Source organism: Mastigocoleus testarum BC008 (assembly GCF_001456025.1).
In the GTDB taxonomy this organism is placed as follows: domain Bacteria; phylum Cyanobacteriota; class Cyanobacteriia; order Cyanobacteriales; family Nostocaceae; genus Mastigocoleus; species Mastigocoleus testarum.
The window spans coordinates 101,349-119,212 of sequence record NZ_LMTZ01000013.1 but is presented as its reverse complement, the minus strand read 5'-3'; the positions used below and the strand labels follow the sequence as shown (position 1 = coordinate 119,212).

The 17,864-nt window shown below is 36.9% G+C and carries 13 protein-coding genes and 1 riboswitch; of the genes, 5 read left to right on the top strand and 8 right to left on the bottom strand.

Features of this window, described 5'->3' with window-relative positions:
* The first annotated feature begins 222 nt into the window (after positions 1-222).
* Complete coding sequence (locus tag BC008_RS03775) at positions 223-2,601, top strand: EAL domain-containing response regulator (RefSeq protein ID WP_058183161.1); 2,379 nt, start codon at positions 223-225, stop codon at positions 2,599-2,601.
* 45 nt (positions 2,602-2,646) lie between these two features.
* On the opposite strand, the gene cobW is transcribed toward BC008_RS03775, so the two are convergent.
* The 3 genes from cobW to BC008_RS03760 all read right to left on the bottom strand — a co-directional run bounded on the left by cobW (position 2,647) and on the right by BC008_RS03760 (position 5,319).
* Positions 2,647-3,681 carry a cobalamin biosynthesis protein CobW gene (cobW, locus tag BC008_RS03770; protein ID WP_027843003.1) on the bottom strand — a complete coding sequence of 345 codons (1,035 nt, stop codon included), beginning with the start codon at positions 3,679-3,681 and terminating at the stop codon, positions 2,647-2,649.
* 455 nt (positions 3,682-4,136) lie between these two features.
* A riboswitch (cobalamin riboswitch) is annotated at positions 4,137-4,293 on the bottom strand.
* 369 nt (positions 4,294-4,662) lie between these two features.
* The gene (locus BC008_RS03765) at positions 4,663-4,968 is read right to left on the bottom strand and encodes a hypothetical protein (protein WP_027843004.1); all 306 of its coding nucleotides are present in this window, start codon (positions 4,966-4,968) and stop codon (positions 4,663-4,665) included.
* Positions 4,969-5,115: 147 nt separating this feature from the next.
* Positions 5,116-5,319: a hypothetical protein gene (locus BC008_RS03760; protein ID WP_027843005.1), complete on the bottom strand. Its 204-nt coding sequence runs from the start codon at positions 5,317-5,319 to the stop codon at positions 5,116-5,118.
* 55 nt (positions 5,320-5,374) lie between these two features.
* On the opposite strand from BC008_RS03760, the gene BC008_RS03755 reads away from it, so the two are divergent.
* Positions 5,375-6,133: a hypothetical protein gene (locus BC008_RS03755; protein ID WP_027843006.1), complete on the top strand. Its 759-nt coding sequence runs from the start codon at positions 5,375-5,377 to the stop codon at positions 6,131-6,133.
* A 55-nt stretch (positions 6,134-6,188) separates the two neighbouring features.
* Here the strand turns inward: BC008_RS03755 and BC008_RS03750 are convergent, their stop codons facing one another.
* Positions 6,189-7,334: a quinone-dependent dihydroorotate dehydrogenase gene (locus BC008_RS03750; protein ID WP_027843007.1), complete on the bottom strand. Its 1,146-nt coding sequence runs from the start codon at positions 7,332-7,334 to the stop codon at positions 6,189-6,191.
* A gap of 343 nt (positions 7,335-7,677) precedes the next feature.
* On the opposite strand from BC008_RS03750, the gene BC008_RS03745 reads away from it, so the two are divergent.
* Positions 7,678-10,563 (top strand): GAF domain-containing protein, encoded by a 2,886-nt coding sequence (locus BC008_RS03745; RefSeq protein WP_027843008.1) that lies wholly within the window; start codon positions 7,678-7,680, stop codon positions 10,561-10,563.
* A 6-nt stretch (positions 10,564-10,569) separates the two neighbouring features.
* Here the strand turns inward: BC008_RS03745 and BC008_RS03740 are convergent, their stop codons facing one another.
* Positions 10,570-11,511, bottom strand: coding sequence for a CPBP family intramembrane glutamic endopeptidase (locus tag BC008_RS03740; protein WP_058183159.1), 942 nt, complete (start codon positions 11,509-11,511; stop codon positions 10,570-10,572).
* Between the two features lie 247 nt (positions 11,512-11,758).
* On the opposite strand from BC008_RS03740, the gene BC008_RS03735 reads away from it, so the two are divergent.
* Together BC008_RS03735 and BC008_RS03730 are read left to right on the top strand one after the other, a co-directional pair.
* On the top strand, positions 11,759-11,938 hold the full coding sequence (locus BC008_RS03735; protein ID WP_058183157.1) for a DUF2256 domain-containing protein: 180 nt from the start codon (positions 11,759-11,761) through the stop codon (positions 11,936-11,938).
* A gap of 22 nt (positions 11,939-11,960) precedes the next feature.
* Positions 11,961-12,914, top strand: a complete 954-nt coding sequence (locus BC008_RS03730; RefSeq protein WP_027843010.1) for an isoaspartyl peptidase/L-asparaginase — start codon at positions 11,961-11,963, stop codon at positions 12,912-12,914.
* A 76-nt stretch (positions 12,915-12,990) separates the two neighbouring features.
* Here the strand turns inward: BC008_RS03730 and glmU are convergent, their stop codons facing one another.
* The 3 genes from glmU to BC008_RS03715 all read right to left on the bottom strand — a co-directional run bounded on the left by glmU (position 12,991) and on the right by BC008_RS03715 (position 17,778).
* Positions 12,991-14,367 carry a bifunctional UDP-N-acetylglucosamine diphosphorylase/glucosamine-1-phosphate N-acetyltransferase GlmU gene (gene glmU, locus BC008_RS03725; protein ID WP_027843011.1) on the bottom strand — a complete coding sequence of 459 codons (1,377 nt, stop codon included), beginning with the start codon at positions 14,365-14,367 and terminating at the stop codon, positions 12,991-12,993.
* Between the two features lie 337 nt (positions 14,368-14,704).
* Positions 14,705-15,952 carry a response regulator gene (locus tag BC008_RS03720; RefSeq protein WP_027843012.1) on the bottom strand — a complete coding sequence of 416 codons (1,248 nt, stop codon included), beginning with the start codon at positions 15,950-15,952 and terminating at the stop codon, positions 14,705-14,707.
* A 950-nt stretch (positions 15,953-16,902) separates the two neighbouring features.
* On the bottom strand, positions 16,903-17,778 hold the full coding sequence (locus BC008_RS03715) for a tRNA (5-methylaminomethyl-2-thiouridine)(34)-methyltransferase MnmD (RefSeq protein WP_027846305.1): 876 nt from the start codon (positions 17,776-17,778) through the stop codon (positions 16,903-16,905).
* Positions 17,779-17,864: the final 86 nt, after the last annotated feature.

The window sequence follows — 17,864 nt, the reverse complement described above, 5'->3', positions numbered from 1 at the left end:
TAGCTTTTAAGCTTTATTTTCTAATATTATAGAAGCAATAATCGCTTTTCACTTCAAGCCCGAACTAACAAGGATTTTATGTTTCCCTAAGCGTAATAATGATGAAATAAAATTAAAAAATATTAGTAATATCCAAAAACAATACAAGTATTTTTACTGGTTACTAGTTAATTCCGAGTCGGTTAAAACCCATAATATGGGTGAAAATAGATTAAGATTAACATGAATAACTTAGTAAATTCTCTACCATCTAAAATAATTTTAATAGTTGATGATAATCCCAATAATTTACAGCTTTTATTTCAATATTTGAAAAAAGTTGGTTATAAAATTCTCATTGCTCAGAGTGGAAATAAAGCTATTGAAACTGCCAAAGCTAATCATCCCGACCTAATTTTATTAGACGTGATGATGTCGAACCTTGATGGATTTGCTACCTGTCGTTACTTAAAAAGTAACCCCAGTACCAAAGATATTCCGGTTATTTTTATGACTGCCCTAAAAGAGACCGAAAACAAAGTACAGGGCTTTAAATTAGGGGCGGTAGATTACATAACTAAACCGATTAAGGAAGAAGAATTACTAGCACGAATTGAAACCCATCTTTCCCTTCAGAGCTTACGTCAAAATTTAGCCCAAGATGCTGCCCAACAAAAATTATTAGGAGAAATCAGCGATCGTATTCGTCAATCACTAGATTTAAAATTAATTTTAGAAACTGCAACTAAAGAGATAAGAGCTTTATTAGACTGTGACCTTGTTTGGTTAGCTCAAATAAATAATCAAACTCAAATAAACAATCAAAGCATATCGATTAAAGCCTATGCTTCCAGTGGTATTACAATTGATTTTGAGGAAAATATACCCTATGATTACTTTCTCTTAAATACAAACAACCATCAACATATCTGTTACACAAATAGTGTAGATGGCAACATACCTTACAGCAAATGCGATCTACAAAACAAAATTCATAAAATTGAAGTAAATAAAACAGAAAACAGAAAGCAGAAAACAGAAATTCTCTTAGATGCGCAATCCTTACTTAATCCTAAAGCACGATTAATAGCTCCAATTTTAATTAATCCTACTCAATCAGCAGATCCTAGTACTGTTAAAAATACCTTGTGGGGATGGCTTATTGCAGACCAATATAAATCGTCCCGACAGTGGCAAATAAGAGAGATTGACTTACTAGAAAAATTGACAACCCAATTAGCCATTGGCATTAAACAAGGATTACTTTACCAACAATTATCCAAACTAGCTATTGTAGATTCTTTAACTAATCTCTATAATCGCCGTTATTTCGACCAACAACTATATAAAGAGTGGTATAGGCTTAAACGCGCTTCTTCTCCCCTGTCATTAATCATCTGTGATGTGGATTGTTTCAAAAAATATAATGATACCTATGGTCATCAACTCGGGGATGAGTGCTTGCAACAAGTAGCTAAAGCAATTGCCAGCACAATCAAAAGACCTGGAGATGTATTAACGCGTTACGGAGGAGAAGAATTTGCTGCAATCTTACCCCACACACCCGAATCTGGAGCAATTAAAGTTGCCGAAGATATGAGGATTGCTGTTAGAGAATTAAATATCCCTCATCTTGATTCCTCAACAAATTCTGTTGTCACCATTAGTGTTGGTATCGCAAGTGTAATACCCACCTCCGAAAATAATCCCGATCTGTTGCTCAAAGCTGCCGATCTATCTTTATATCAATCTAAAGAGCGAGGTCGAGATTGTATTACTGTTTATTCAGACCCCATCTCTACTTTCAAAGAACGTCAAGAAAAAACCAAATGCTGGGTTAAACATCTTCGCCAAGCTCTCCAAGAAAATTTGTTTAGCCTCTACGCGCAACCCATTGTTCCTTTGGAAGTAGATGACAAAAAAAGATACTTTGAAATTTTATTGCGCCTTACAGATAAAAGTAATGGAGTTATTTCCCCCAATATATTCTTAGACATAGCAGAGCGTAACTCCCTAATTACTGATATTGATACTTGGGTCGTTAATAATTTAATGGAAAAGCTCAGCAATTTTCATTCGGAGGGTGAATCTTCTGGAACTAACTTTGATTTACAAGATTATCGCTTTTCCATTAATCTTTCGGGAGCATCACTCAACAGCGAATCTTTTCTAGAATTTTTGTCACAAAAACTGACCGATTCCCATCTTCCTCCGGACTTATTCTGCTTTGAAATTACTGAAACCGTGGCAGTTTCTAATCTGACTAGAGTCTCAAAGTTTATTAATTCTCTCAAAAATCTTGGCTGTAGTTTTGCTCTCGATGACTTTGGTAAAGGTATGTCCTCTTTGACTTATTTAAAGAATTTACCTGTGGATTATTTAAAAATTGATGGCTCTTTCATCAAGGAATTGAATAGTAATAAAGCCTCAAGGGTAATGGTGGAAGCAATTAATCACATAGCCGAAGGAATTGGTCTTAAAACCATAGCTGAATTTGTCGAAAATCAAACTATTTTAGATGCTTTACGCAAATTAAAAGTAGATTATGTTCAAGGATTTCATTTAGGTCGCCCAGGAATATTGATGGACGTTTTATCTCATCCAGTTTCCAGCAATCCCTAACCCCCATGTGCCGCAAGGCGGCGGCATCTTAGTGCTATCCCCAAACTAGTTCAAAATCGCTTTTTCTACTTTTGCTGCTTGAAGCTCCCGACCAATAAATACTAAACGGGTTTGACGAGGTTCTTCATCTAACCACATGCGGTCGTAAAACGAATCAAAGCGATTACCAACTCCTTGAAGAATCATCCGCATTGGCTTTTGAGGAACGTTTATAAAACCTTTAATGCGATAAATTTCTTCTTGTTGCACTAACTCTTGTAGTTTATTAATCAAAACTTTTGGTTCAAATCCTTGGTCTAAAACAAATTCCACCGAGTTAATTCCATCATCATGTTCGTGTTCTTCTTCATGGTCATGATGACTAGGACGATTTTTGAGATTATCTTCAACTGCAGCATTAAAACCTAACAATAAATCGGTATTAATTTCTCCGTGATCGCAAGGTACAATTTTAACTCCCGGTGGAACTTGATTTTGTAATGATTCAGTAACTCTAGCAACAGTATCCTTATCAACTAAATCTGTTTTCGTTAATAAAACTAAATCTGCAAAAGCTAACTGATCTTCAAATAATTCTTCGAGGGGAGTCTCATGCTCAATACTTTCGTCAGATTCTCGTTGTTTTTCCAAAGCAGCGAAATCGTTAACAAGATGTCCCATGGCTAAGGCTTGACAATCCACAACCGTGACAACACCATCGACCGTTGCAGCGTTACGAATTTGATGCCAGCGAAAAGCTTGTACCAAAGGTTTCGGTAAAGCTAAACCTGAAGTTTCTACAAGAATACAGTCAATACTATCTCGTCTCTCAACTAACTGTTGCATCACTGGATAAAATTCTTCCTGGACGGTACAGCAAAGACATCCATTATTCAGTTCAACAATATTAGTTTGTGGATTCCCTTCTTGATCACAAACTTGACACCCACGTAAAATTTCACCATCAATACCAACTTCGCCAAATTCATTGACTAAAACAGCAATACGACGCCCTTGATTATTTTTGAGAAGATTGCGGACAAGAGTAGTTTTACCAGCACCAAGAAATCCAGTGATAACAGTTACAGGAATTTTATGCATTGTTATAATGTTCGCGAAAAATTATTGACTCAAATTACAGAAAGTTAATTTCTTCTCGTTTGAGGATTTACCAATTGAGTCCTCATTTGTAGACGAGATAGTTTAGCACCAGCACTTCGCCCTGAAGTATCTGTACATTTCTTCAGCTAACCGTACGCAAGAAGTCTCATCAAAGATGAACTGTAGTACAGTCTTTTTGAAAGCAGAACAAAATAGCTAAGTTTTGTAGGGCAAATGGAGCATAGATGTAGAAACAAATTTAAGAGGAATTTTTTCAAGCAATTGCTTCTGCATCCATACTTTGAAACACAAAAATTAATGTTTATACAGATCTAATAACTTAAAAATCTACTTACCAAATGCAATACCCTCTGGGTATATATCTCGCATATCTATTTCATTTAATTGCAATAAAAATTGATTCGACATCATCTGTACCTCGCAGACGTTTTACCTGACTCAGAAAAAATACGGCGGGCATCCTGACTTAGAGATAAACAAAGCTTTTGTTTTATCTCATCACAGTTGCGGGACAGTGTTGGATTTTCACCAATCTTTCCCCATTACCTCTGATAGCTGTTCCCTACCAGAACCGATATGACATATCTACAGAAGATAGCACAATATGAGTGAGTAAAGCTTTGGATTTTGGTTCCACAGGTGATATTTTCAAGATTTAGGGCTAATGACTCAAAAATTTATTCATTGCGATCGCCCTCCAGGTTAATTAACTGAGTTAGGAGTTTTCGTGTGATGAATCCTAACTAGTTTTTTTGGGTCGCCAAAATACAAACAATGATGAAGACTGTAAAACCGACATAAGAGAAAACAGTTAGCCAGTCTTGCCAGTTAACAGGAATTCCCGCAAATAGATTTATCATTCAAATTAATTTTTTTTCTTTGCTAGAGAATTGTTGACCCCTAATATGTATCAGAGACCGATAAAAACTATTTTCTAAATTTAAATTTATTTTTCAGAATCTACTTTTTAAAATATTTGCATATCAGCTTACCAGGACTATTTTCTTCAAATGGAACAACTTTACCATTGCGCTGAATCTTAAATCTTCCACGACAGTTATATATTTCAACGGGCTTATTCTCTCCGTCAACACTGATTGCGACTCTGTAATTCCAGTATCTTTTTGCACTACGTTGAATATTGAGAATACAAATCTCATGTCCATCATAATTACTGCACATTGCATCTTTGTTAGGAATGATCCCGAAAACGGAAATACCCGAAAATAGAAAATGTATTGACAATAGTAAGGCAGTAAATTTCATTATAGTTTTGTTAAATTTTATATTTTGACGTCATTAGGTTTGGGAACAGCGAAAGCTTGTATTTTTAATAGCCTTATTTCCATAGCCTTCTTTATACTTAAACTACGATAAAAAGATACCTATTACAAATCAAAACTTACGTAAGATTTAAAAAATTATTTGAAATAAATTTCCCTCTAAAGAAGCATTTTTGCTTTTTTTCGCAAATTTTTGCCAAAATTTTCCTTTATCTTCAATGGATGCTATCCTTATATACCAGGCTTTTGAGAAATCATTAGCTCCAGTAGTAGTTGTCAAATAATTTTTTGGCAAATCAGCAAACGCTACAAACAAATGTCCAAAATTTTGCAAAGATAATATTATTTCTTAAATTATTTTCCAAACAAACCTCTTGGCAACGATGGGCATGAGTGAAAAAACGATAGAAGGTTACGGGAAAGGTTTTCTCGTTTTAATTTTGCCAATCTCGGTTGCAATTATTTTCTTTGTCAACACTTGGCGAATTTGGATAGTGCTTGTAGCACTATTAATTGGTTTGAGATTATTTCAGAGTTATCGGTGGCAGCAATGGTGTACAAAAGTTAATCCGACATTTCACCAACTAATTGAAAGTAATCAAGGTAGAATTACACCGATAGACTTAGCAATTAAGGGTAATTTTTCTGGAACAAAAGCAAAACGTTACCTGGATACAAAAGCCGGAGAATTTGGTGCCAGAATCGTTAAAGTTGAAGATGGCAATCAAGTTTATCACTTTATTACTGCTAAGACTTTGAGCAGTTTATTGGATTCTAGCGAACCAGAAGCAGAAGAATTTTCTGCTCCAACGCTAAAATCAAGTACTCAGATTTTGGCAGAATTAGAGCCTAAAAAGGAAGTTAGTCATGCTGAAAGCTTGGTAAATGAAACCATCTCCGAACAAATTAACGCCGAACCAGAGCACCTCCACACAGAAGATAAGAAACCTTTAGAAAAGCAACTATTATTTGGTTCTTTAATTCAATCAGAGCTTGCTAAACGTTTAGGTGTGTATTCAAGTACTGTTTTTAAACGGCGAAACGATCCACAGTTTTCCGAATGGTCTCGCAATCGCGACCCTGACGGTATTGCTTGGACCTATTCTAAGGAAACGAAGGAATTTTTCCCTGTGGATGGCGAAGCATAGTTGTGTGTTCTAGATCGGTAACTAGTTCCAAGTGAATTTTTTTGAATCGATGACTTTAGATCGATTTTTGCTGTTTAACTTGCAAACCCACAGCTTCGGAGATGGAATTTAGTTTGTTCTGTTCTAACTTGACAAGCAAACCTTCAAGAATCTGACGTATCATCATTGGACCTTGATAAATCCAACCCGTGTAAACTTGAACCAAAGTTGCACCAGCTGTAATTTTCTCCCAAGCATCTTCGGCGTTAAACACACCACCAACACCAATAATCGGCATTTTACCTCCGGTTTGTTGGTAAATATATCGAATGACCTCCGTAGAGCGATCGCGTACTGGTGCACCACTGATACCGCCAGCTTCTTGCTGGGGTGAGTTACCAGTTCTCTCGATCGCTTGGGTTTTAAGACCTTCACGACTGATAGTAGTATTTGTGGCAATAATTCCAGCTAATCCAGATTGTTGTACTAGGGAAATAATGTCGGCGATCGCTTCCCATTCTAAATCTGGAGCAATTTTAACAAAAATTGGTTTGCGTAGAGAATTTTCTGCTTGTAATGCAGTTAAAATTGAAGCTAAAAATGAGGCGTCTTGAAGTTTTCGCAAGCCGGGAGTATTAGGAGAAGAAACGTTAACAACAAAATATTTACCGTAATCTTTGAGTAGACGAAAACTATTCAAATAATCATCTGCAGCATCTGCGAGTGGTGTAACCTTCGATTTACCTAGATTTATTCCTATAGGAATAGAAGAACTATTGATACTAACAGATTTTAATCTTGTTGCCATTGCTTCTGCACCACGATTATTAAAACCCATTCGATTCAAAGCTGCGTAATCTAAAGGTAAACGAAACAAGCGAGGTTTAGGATTACCCGGTTGTGCTAAATATGTTACTGTTCCCAGTTCCGCAAATCCGAATCCAAAGTGAGACCAGATCGCAGCAGCAACACCATCTTTATCAAAACCTGCAGCTAAACCCATGGGATTGGGGAAATGCAGACCAAATAAATTTTGCTCTAGCTTCTGGTCCGAAATACATAAAGTTTTTTCTAGGTGACGAGCGATCGAGCTTACACCTGCAATATGACGATTTTGCTCCAGCCAACTCAAACTACTGAGGGTTGATGAGTGTAACTGCTCTGGGTCAGCTTTAAGGAGATTAAATAAAATTGGGCGAACTAAAGATTGATAGATATTCAAGGTAATTGGGGATTAGGGATTGGGGATTAGGGGTTGGGGATTAGGGATTGGACATTAGCATTAGGACGCATCTCGACAGATGAACGGTACGTAGGAATCCGTTCGTTCCAAAGGTAGCGAAGAAGAAGATGATAGGTAGGTAGAATCTGCGGCGTCGACGGATCCGTAGGTAGCGCAGCTATAAGCCTTTAGCGTAGGGGAGATGATGATTAATGTAGATTATCTTCCCAGTCGCCAGTCGCCAGTCGCCAGTTGCCAATCCCCAACCTCCAATAAAATTTTATCGATTGAGATGCTTTTATGGGAACCCTATTATTAACAAGGTATTTCGACTTAAAGCCGGATGGTGCAGCTAAATAAGATTACCACCGAACAAAAAATTCTTTCTCTAGGACGTATTCTCCAAAATTTAAGGGAAGAAGACAACGTTGATGCTCTAATTGAAAAAACTGTTTCTTTTTTTCAAGAGTATTTTCAATACAGCCTAATTTGGGTTGCGCTTTACGACCGTTTAAACCATATTTTATTTGGTAAAGGCGGCATTACTCCAGGAAATGAAACCAAGGTTTTGCAGCAAAGACTAGTGCTGAGTCCTGGAGATTTATTAGAGCAAGTCACAATTGAACAACGTCCCCTAGGCGTAGCTGATTTAAGACTTGAGACTAGGGCTGAGGAATGGCAAGAATTGGCCGAAAAACATAATCTTAAAGGAACAGTTATTTTACCAATTCGTTATCGTGACTGTTGTTTAGGTATCGTTTTAATGGCATCGGAGCGTTGGGGATACCTACTTTCTTCAGAGATTAAAGTCATGCTGATGACTATTTTAGGCGAGTTGGGAACCATACTTTATCATCATGAAGTAGATTTATTCCATAAGCAAACCAAGCATCCAGATGAACCATTATTGGAATTATTGCAAAGTTTACCAAATCTGAACGATTTCGAACAAAGGCTAGAAGCAGTAGTTCATACCACCCATGATTTTATTTCACCCAGCCGCACGAATATTTACTGGTTTGAGCGTAAAGGTAATTATTTCTGGCAGCGAAAAAGAAACCAAGGGAAGAAATTAGGTTTAAATGCTTTAAATAAACATGGAATTCCGGCACAGACGCAAATCAATGCTCGAGAGTTTAATGACTTTTACTATACATTGTCAGGCGGTCACATGATATTTATCGGTGACGGTAAAAGTTCCTTAAATAGCTATTCAACAACTAAATTATTAAAACAACTACAAGCACGAAGTTTATTGGCTGCTCCGATTATTTGGCAGAAAGAATTATTAGGTTTTTTGGCGGTAGAAAATAAGGAACCTCGAATTTGGGCAGAAGCAGAGCAAAATTTTATTAGAGGTGCAGCAGGACTAATTTCCTTAAATACGCCAGTTGACTCAATGGAAAATACGATTCAACAGGTGAAGGAACATGCACGCATTACAACCGGAATGCTACAAGGAATTTATCAAGAACAAGACATTCAAGATATTCAAAAAATTTTTAGTGATGCTGCGTCAACTATATTAGGGCGACTTGATGCTAACCGGTTTTTAGTATTGCAGTTAAATTCCGAACGGGATTGTTATCAAATTCTTTACCAAGGTCAAAGAAAAAATCAGCGGATTTTGCCTGTAAATATTACCTTTGAAGCCCTCAGGGAAGTAGACCGACAACTTTTGGAATATCAAAAACTTGCAGTAGGGATTGAAAATTTAGAAGAAGATCTATGCTTATTTAACTGGCGCACGATTTTACTTTCCCAAGGTGTGCGATCGCTATTAATTGCGAATTGTACTCCCAACCGCTTCCCCAATACATTACTAATAGTAACAACTGACATAAACCGTTATTGGTCTAACTTAGAAAAAGAATTAATCCAAGCAGTTAGCCGACAAATTGGCACAATTGTCAGACAATGGCAGTTAAATGAATCAAACCAACAAAAACAGCACTTTTTAGATAGTTTGGGCAAATCTTTGCGTATTTTAGGAAAAACCCAACATATCCCAACGTTAGATGAAGAACTAAAAGAAACATTAGAAAAAACAGGGATGGAGCAAATTGCTTCTTTTCTCAATGCTCCTTTAGTATTATTACTCTCTTGGATGCCAGGAGAAGAGATTGCAAAGATTACTCCAGGAGTAGTTCTCAATAATAAATTTGCGATTTCTCAAGATGCGATAGTTAAACGCAAAAGAGAGGTTTTAATTGAGTTGGCATTAGCGAATGAAGGTATGCTTAGTTTAAGCATCGATAAGCTACCTGGGGAAACCAAAAAATGGCTTCATGGTTCCCATATCGCAGAACTTTTAATTATGACATTGGATACAGGAGGGAAGGGCGAACCCTCAGGTGTTTTGGTAATTGCTGATGAACCAGGACGTCAGTGGTCAAGACTTTCTCTTGATGCAGTAAGTATATTAATTCAGCAGCTAGCATGGTCGCGGCGTCAGCAGCAAATAACCCAACTTCTAACTGCAAAAGCTGAAACTTTAGAACAACTAAATTGGTACAAACATCGACGTTTAGAAGAAAGTCACAGGACTGTAGCAGCACTACTTGCACAAATAAAAGAATTGGGAATAACTGGTGATGAACTCACCCATATGCGTTACCAACAATTACTTCATCAATTAGAGCAAACAACAGCATCAGTGAATAGAGCGATCGCTCAAGAACAATGGGAGTTAATGTTTGCTCCAGAGAAAATACCCATGGCTAGCATCCTCAAGCGTTCCTTGGAAAGAATTGATAGTTTGCTCAAACAACAGAAATTATGGATCGGGGTACATGGTTTGGGAAAACAGTTTGAAGAAAACTCCCCACCCGAAACAAAAACTGAGAATTATCAATCTTCGCCTCAATCCTTAATAGTTGCTGGCGACACCATAAAAATAGAATTAGCAATCTATGAAATTTTGCTTGCTGTATGCTATCGCTCTATTACAAATGGCAGAATTGATATTTGGTGTCGTCCGATCAATGAAAAACATTTGGAAGTATCAATTACAGATAATGGCAGGATTGAGGAAGGACTATTAGAAGAATTAGAAGGTAATAATTTATCAGATATTCTTGTTCCTTCTGAAACTAAATGTCCCCCAGGTTTACATTTACAAATTTGCAAAAAATTAATCCAGCAGTTGGGGGGAGAATTGCATTTCTATCAATTAGCAGATAGTAGGTTAGTCAGTCGTTTAGTTTTACCTTTAGCTACTAAAGATTAAAAACTGCTACTTTTTACATTTACCAAATCCCAAAATCACCTTGGGTTTAATGAAAAAAATGAAGTAGAACCCTAACATCAAAAGTAAACACATTCCTAAAGAAACTTTCGGGTCTCTAGATTTGACCTGTAGCAAAGCTGTTGAAAAAGGTATGTCTGTTCCTTGAACGATCAAAACGGAGTAAAAATTGGTAGCTGTATGTAGTCCAGCAGCAAGCTCCAATCTATTGTCTTTCAAAGTAATAATTGAATTAAAAACGCTTACGATAATGTAAAACAATCCTCCCCAAATCAACCCTCGCTTCATTTCTACCCGATGAAGGTGACCGATAAGAAACAATAAGCTGGTACAAATAATAGGAAATACTGGTTTGCGCGTTATACGAGCAAAACCCTGAAGGATATAACCCTGCATCAGTAACTCTTCACTACTTGCTTGAATGGGAGTCAAGATTAATGCCAAAGGAATGAGTACAAACCATTGACCCAAATCAGGATTGAATAAAAATTTATTAGAGGTAAACAGAATATTTCCGAGCAAGACAATAGACAACATTGAAAACCAAACAGCTAATCCAGACAGAAAACGACGAATAGAAATCGATCCATTTACACTGATTAGCGACAAGAAAGGACGTCGGTGTAACCTTGTGACAGTCAGAAAAACTCCCAGCCACAGAAAAGCATCAGTAATCTTACTGCTGACATATGTTAACAATGGTGTTGGCTGAGCTATATCTGTAGTAAAAAAGCTGAGAAAAATCCAAGCAGCAATTCCACCAACGTAAATCCATATAACTAAAATTAGTAGTATTCCTAGCAGATAACGCCACCAATCATTTTTTCCTTTGCCTGCTAGTTCTAGATACTTGGATTGCATATAATTGATATTTTCCAATGTTACAGCAGGAAGTATCTCATCTGACTGAATCTCAATTCTTCTATCCAAAAAGCTAAAATTGTCACACTTTTAACTTTGAGAATGTGGTAAACAATACCGAATATACTTATTTTCAGACAATAATGTTTTTACGTTAGGAATTCATCACCAAATTAGCGAAGACAACTATATCGCGAGTTGTTTTTCTAATCAATTCGGTTTTCTAGGAAGAAAAAACCTTATATTATATCTTCTTAAGTAGTTATAATTAACTTCCACCCCACTATTATTCATATTTGATAAATCCAGAATCAATATGGGACGTTCTCGTTCTAAATCTGACTTACCGGAAAAAATCTGTCCGGTTTGTCAACGCCCCTTTTCCTGGCGAAAGAAATGGGAAGACTGTTGGGATGAAGTTAAATACTGCTCGGAACGTTGCCGTCGTCGTCGTTCGGAAGCTAAAACAAAAAACAACGATACAAATTCTATTTAGATATCAACAGTAAAAAACAGAAATGAAACCAAAGGTGCAACCAAAGTTAATCATTCACGGTGGGGCTGGAAGTTCCCTAAAAAGTAAAGGCGGAGTTGAGGTCATACGTCGAACTCTTCATCAAATTGTAGAGGAGGTTTACACACTGTTAGTATCAGGAGCCTCTGCAAATGAAGCTGTAGTGAGAGGCTGTCAATTGCTGGAAGACGAACCCCGATTTAATGCTGGGACTGGCTCGGTACTCCAATCAGATGGACAAATCCGTATGAGTGCTTCTTTGATGGATGGTACATCCCAAAGTTTAAGTGGTGTAATTAACGTTACTAGAGTTAAGAACCCAATAAATTTAGCTAAATTTTTACAAACTTCTTCTGATCGCGTGCTTTCGGATTATGGTGCAGCAGAACTTGCACGAGAATTACAAATTCCCAGTTACAATGCTTTAACTGAATTACGCTTGCAAGAGTGGTTACTCGAAAGACAAGATAATTTCCAACGTTCCATGGCTGGAGTCGTTGCCGAAGAAGAATTGGTAGCTAGTGAAACTGCCCGACGCGGTACTATAGGTGTAGTTGCCTTGGATACTAACGGAAGATTATCTGTAGGTACTTCAACTGGGGGGAAAGGCTTTGAGCGAGTCGGTCGTGTTAGCGACTCTGCAATGCCAGCAGGTAACTATGCTAGTAAATACGCTGCAGTTAGCTGTACTGGAATTGGAGAAGACATTATTGATGAATGCTTAGCAGCGAGAATCGTCGTACGCGTTACCGACGGAATGACTTTAGAAAAAGCTATGGAACGTTCATTTGAGGAAGCAGAAGGACGTCAGCGAGATTTTGGTGCGATCGCTCTTGATGGTAATGGGAAAATAGCTTGGGGTAAAACCAGTCAGACTCTATTAGCGGCTTATCATGATGGGGAAAGTATTGGTGATACTCTTGAAGCGACCAAAGAAGTCCAAACATTTTGTTTCTAGAGAAATTCGTTCGTAGAAAAACTTAGAGAATTTGTAGAGACGTAGCACTGCTATGTCTCTATTTTTAGTTGGATGTCTATTTTTGTGGTTCTGGAGTCTCTGCTTTATTTTTCATTTTCCAGTCAGTTTTAACTATCTGACGAGAACGAGCGATCGCCAGGGAACTATCGGGGACATCCTTTGTAATAGTTGAACCAGCTGCGATATAAGCATTATTACCAATACTAACCGGTGCAACTAAGACACTATTAGAACCAGTACCGGCGCGCTCGCCAATAATAGTACGGTGTTTGTTAACGCCATCATAATTAGCAGTAATTGTACCTGCACCAATATTTACCTGACTTCCAGTACTAGTATCGCCAAGATAGGAAAGGTGAGCAACATTAGTCTTCTCACCTAATGTCGTCTTTTTAAGTTCGACAAAATTACCAATACGACACTCTGCAGCAACTTCTACATGATTGCGGAGGTGGGCGTAAGGACCAATTCTCGTACCACCTTGAATTGAACTATCAGTAATCACGGAATACTGAACAGTTACATTTTTACCTAATTTACTATTTTCAATTAAACTTCCCGGACCAATGCGGCAACCAGCTTCAATTTTGGTGCTTCCCCGCAAATGAGTTTGGGGTTCAATAATTACATCTGATTCTAATTCTACTGTTTCATCAATAGTGACGCTACCGGGGTTAATCATAGTTACACCAGCAGCCATCCATTTTTCTTTTACTCGTCTTTGTAAAATTTCATATGCATTAGCTAGTTGCAAGCGGTTGTTGATACCAAGAATTTCTTGACTGTCCTCTATATCAACAGCCATTACGGGTGCAACTTTAGTAACTGCATCTGTGATGTAGTATTCTTTCTGAGCATTATTTGCTTCTAGATGAGGTAATACACGAGCTAAATCTCGCCAACGAAAGCAGTAAATTCCTGCGTTAACACGACAATTTTTTTTCTCATCTGAAGTACAGTCTTTATCTTCGACTATTTTTTCCACAATATTTAAACTATTACAGAAAACTCGCCCATAACCTTTGGGATTTGAGAATTGTGCAGTAAGTATTGTTGCAGCATTCTGATATTTTTGGTGAGTTTCTAATAAATTCTCGATCGTTTCACTGCACAGCAATGGAACATCGCCGTTTAACACTAATAAATCCCCATCGTAACCTTCCAAGTGGGGAAGAAGTTGTTGAATAGCATGTCCAGTACCTAATTGTTGTGTTTGCTCAACAAATTCTAGGTCTGGAATTGGTTTCATAGCTATTTTAACTTCTTCAGCCTTATAACCAACTATTGCTATGCGGCGTAAGGGCGAAAGTGGTTCAACACTATCTATTACTCTTTCTAAAAGTGATTTGCCTCCCAAAGAATGCAAAACTTTGGGCAGGTGAGATTTCATTCTGGTTCCGCGTCCTGCCGCTAAAATTGCTACAACTACCATAATTTAGCTATCGGCTATCTGTAAATTACTATGAATGCTCGACATCAATTAAGACTTCGGCCCAGATCATAGCAGCTTACTAGATTAACCCGAAACCTTAGTAGTTTACAATTTTTAAAAAGTCTTATACAATCTTTAACCGGTTATATTTTAGCTCTAGTCGGTTAGATTCTAGCCTGTTATATGCTTTGAAACGGTAGCATTATTCCTTCATAAGGATGTAGGCATAGAAATTTGACGCGAAATTCCTTTGAATATTCTTAATATATCAAAAATAATTATATTGAGTAGTTATATTGATTTTTGATAACCGGCGATAATTAGCTAATAAAAAAACTTATCGACTTTCACAATAATTAATAAAATCAGCAAAAAGTCTCATAAGTTCTGGATTGCGCCACCCTTTCTCTGTTTCTTCCTGCATTACTTTAAGTGCTTCAATTGGAGCATAAGCCTGTTTATAAGGTCGTTCGCTAGTTAAAGCGTCGTAAATATCGATAATTTGAAATACTTGTGCTAAATAAGGAATTTCATTCCCTTTCAAAGCATCAGGATAACCAGAGCCATCCCAACGTTCGTGATGGTGACGAATAATTGGAATAACCCCACGCATACTTCTTAAGGGTTGGCAAATTTTCTCTCCAATTAAAACATGTCCCCTCATAATTTCCCATTCATGAGGTGTTAACTTTCCTTGTTTTAGTAATACAGCATCAGGAATTCCGACTTTACCAATATCATGAAGATAACCACCCCACATCAAATCTCTAATTTGATGGCGAGGTAAATTTAAATATTCTCCAAATGCTTGACCGAGACTAACTAAACGCTCGCAGTGATCGCCAGTATTAGGATCGCGACTTTCTATTGCTCTTGCAATGGAAAATAAGACTTTTTCTGCATGATCCAAATCTTCATTTAAACGTTTTTGATGAACCAAGGATTTTACTCGAGCAGCTAACTCCACTCGGTCGAAGGGCTTAGATAGAAAATCATCAGCGCCGACCTCAATTCCACGAATACGAGAGCGCCGATCATTAAGTGCTGTAATGAATATCACCGGAATTAACCTGGTTTGTTCGTCTTGTTTGATGATTTGACAAACTTCAAAGCCATCCATCTCCGGCATCATCACATCTAATAAAATTAAATCTGGTTGTTTGTGATTGACTAAATCTACGGCAGTTGCACCACTTTCCGCCTCGATGACTTGATATCCTTCCATCGCCAATAAAGCAACAGCAGTCATACGACTAGCAGCATTATCATCAACTACTAAAACTTTTGGTGCATCTGCTTCAAAGCCATTCACTATAGAACCTTTGGCTTGTAAATTTGTCCCAAGAATTGAATCATAAATATACTTAACATGAGGATTATTTTCTATGTCAGAAAATTCTCCTTTTTTTTCTAGCTCTTCTTTTTCAGCTAAGTCTGGTTGAGATAATTCGGAATAATAAGTCTCTAAATTCTCTAAACCTATGACTGTAGAATCTGAATCAATAGTATTATCTTGAATCAAGGAACTTGACTCATTAATTGTTTCTTCACTAGGAATTCTATAATTGGATTTCCATTGAATCACAAAGGTGCTCCAATATCTTAAAAATGGTTAACGGCAAGATCTAAAAGACAAAGTAAAAATAACTCAAAGAACTATATTTAAAGTTTTTGTATCAAACATTATAGCAATGCAGCTAGCTTTATCCTTTTGGAACCAAGAAAATATTCTAGATGCTTTTATGAAAACAGATTTATGAAAGCACAAAAAGTTCGATTTTAAATAATACTTTTCATTTTGTAATCTAGTATGAGGAATTTTTGCAAAGGTTAAATCAGGTTTTCTACGGAAATTTATTAACATAGAATAATTCCGATAATATTTCACTATTGAAGTTTAAATAAAACTCAAACTTTCTGTGAACTACGAGCAAGGTTATAACTGTGTTTTTGAGGTTTACCGTGATACTACTTACCGGCAATATGAAACTATTATTAAACAGTCATTGCAGTGATATCTAACTTATTCATTTTGTGATATACATCACAAAATAAAATACATTATTTTGATTCAGAGGCAATTTGAAGATAGGGAATGAGAAAATAAGTAAGTCAGCACAAATAAACCCAATCATGTAACAAAATGTAAATAAGGCTGTATCCCTTGCGATTGCTTCATTACACTTCGTTCCACTCGCAATGACATACCTTGATTTTTTCACGCCGACCTACTTAGATCTTGGGGATTAATATAGTCCCAGTAGGGTATGCTATCGATGCAGCTTAAAGCTCGTTCATCTGTCTAATTGGTATTTTTTTTTACATTATTCACTTCACGCAAAAAATTGATTCTGGTTGCAGTAAGAACCAACATAACAATCAATATAGAAAAACCGGCACAAAACAATTTTCTTTCTCTTGGCTCCTGGTGTTTGTAAAGTCCTAAGTTAGTATAGCTACAATAGCTCAGTATTCGCTACATATGACAGCTAAGTAAAATCACGGGTTATATATTACCTTAAGTATATTATTTCTTTACAATTTTGATTCCCATCGCCTTCGCCAGCGAGAAGTAGGTTCTAATTGTGAGATGTTTTGTTCTTCCTGTCGCCGTTGAACAATAATCTTTGCTGAATCTGTTAATTCTGGATCGCGGTAAGGTATACTAGCTCGAGTCAGTAAATGCTCTTGCTCCAATTGAGATAAAGATGATAACTCTACAGCCTCACTGGGAGTTGCAATAGTTCCGGGAGTTCGTCTACCAACAGGTGCAGTTGAACCTATTCTTAATAGGGCTGCCTTCATCGCCATACGCACTGCTGCAGCACAAGAATAAGTTGCGAGTAAGCCGTCAGTTTCTAAGCATTTGGAAACTAGTTTAATAAATTCAATAGTCCAAAGCTGAGGACATTGGGGTGGAGAAAAAGGATCCAGAAAAATTGCATCGGCGCGAAAACCCGAACGATAAATAGTTTGAATGGAGGATCTAGCATCACCGATTAGTAATTGGGCGTGAAGATTTTGTCTGTTGGCTTTTTGTTTAAATGCAATTTCGGCCAAAATATCTGTATATTCGTAATGCCAATTGTCAAATAAATTATGAGCGATCGCTACTTGTGGTACAGAAGTATTTATTTCTAAAGCAATAATATCAATTTTACAGTTGGGGTTAATATGCCAAATTGTTTGTAAAGCTGCAGCAGTGTTATATCCCAAACCATAGCAAATATCTAATATTCTTAATTGCGAACGATGGGCTTTTCGATCCAGTAATGTTGGTTTAACAAATTTTAAAAAACTTTCTTGGCGAGCTCCATAATGGCTATGGAAAGATTCATCAAATTCTGTGGAAAAGAAAGTGAAAGAACCGTCTCCTGTAATTTTGGGGGTAAAACTTTCTTGTTCTGACATGGGGACAAAAAATCGATAATAGTAAATTATTAACTAGACATATTAATTAGAAACCTTAATTGCAAAATAACCAAAATAATATCTGT

What these genes read in the sequence shown, in the direction of transcription:
- BC008_RS03775 (WP_058183161.1), top strand. Translation starts at nt 223, where the DNA reads ATGAATAACTTAGTAAATTCTCTACCATCTAAAATAATTTTAATAGTT.
- cobW (WP_027843003.1), bottom strand. Translation starts at nt 3,681, where the DNA reads ATGCATAAAATTCCTGTAACTGTTATCACTGGATTTCTTGGTGCTGGT.
- BC008_RS03765 (WP_027843004.1), bottom strand. Translation starts at nt 4,968, where the DNA reads ATGAAATTTACTGCCTTACTATTGTCAATACATTTTCTATTTTCGGGT.
- BC008_RS03755 (WP_027843006.1), top strand. Translation starts at nt 5,375, where the DNA reads ATGAGTGAAAAAACGATAGAAGGTTACGGGAAAGGTTTTCTCGTTTTA.
- BC008_RS03745 (WP_027843008.1), top strand. Translation starts at nt 7,678, where the DNA reads ATGGTGCAGCTAAATAAGATTACCACCGAACAAAAAATTCTTTCTCTA.
- BC008_RS03735 (WP_058183157.1), top strand. Translation starts at nt 11,759, where the DNA reads ATGGGACGTTCTCGTTCTAAATCTGACTTACCGGAAAAAATCTGTCCG.
- BC008_RS03730 (WP_027843010.1), top strand. Translation starts at nt 11,961, where the DNA reads ATGAAACCAAAGGTGCAACCAAAGTTAATCATTCACGGTGGGGCTGGA.
- glmU (WP_027843011.1), bottom strand. Translation starts at nt 14,367, where the DNA reads ATGGTAGTTGTAGCAATTTTAGCGGCAGGACGCGGAACCAGAATGAAA.
- BC008_RS03715 (WP_027846305.1), bottom strand. Translation starts at nt 17,778, where the DNA reads ATGTCAGAACAAGAAAGTTTTACCCCCAAAATTACAGGAGACGGTTCT.